This window comes from Neisseria sp. P0021.S007, assembly GCF_051956855.1.
On record NZ_JBQCXA010000999.1, the window covers coordinates 1 to 553 of the forward strand.

The 553-nt window shown below is 56.4% G+C and carries 1 protein-coding gene; it reads right to left on the minus strand.

All coding sequences use genetic code 11. The features are described 5' to 3' along the window. A partial coding sequence (locus ACTHUR_RS17180; RefSeq protein ID WP_440399917.1) for a 3'-5' exonuclease occupies nucleotides 1-495 on the minus strand: 495 nt, incomplete at its 3' end. Between the last annotated feature and the right edge of the window lie 58 nt (nucleotides 496-553).

The following is a 553-nucleotide window of genomic DNA, read 5'->3' on the forward strand; positions in this document are numbered from 1 at the left end:
GTAGAGGGCGAGCAAATCCATCAGGTCGCAATGGCGGGTGTGGTAGCGGCTGATGTAGTTGTTCCACTTAAAGTCGCGGCTGTCGCCAAAATCGCCGTCGCCCATGTCCCAATAGCGGGCGGCGCTGATGCCGTGTATCAGGGCGCGGTAGTGGAGGACGGGCAGATCGAAACCGCCGCCGTTCCAGCTGACAAGTTGCGGCGTATAGTTTTCGATGACCTCGAAGAACTTGGCAATCATGACTTCTTCGCTGTCTTCGGGAGCGCCGATGGTACTGACGCGGATTTTGTCTTGCCCCCAGCGCATACAGCAGGAGATGGCGACGACTTGGTGCAGATGGTGTTGCATAAAGTCGCTGCCGGTTTTGGCACGGCGTTGCTGCTGGGCAAACAGGACGACTTCGTTGTCGGGCAAATCGGCTGGCAAATCGTAAAGCTGGCGGATGCCGTGTACGTCGGGAATGGTTTCAATGTCGAAGGCGAGTATCGGAGTCATGGCGTGATCGGGTTGGATAAGGGATGATGTCATTGTGGCATGACGGCGCAGATAAAAA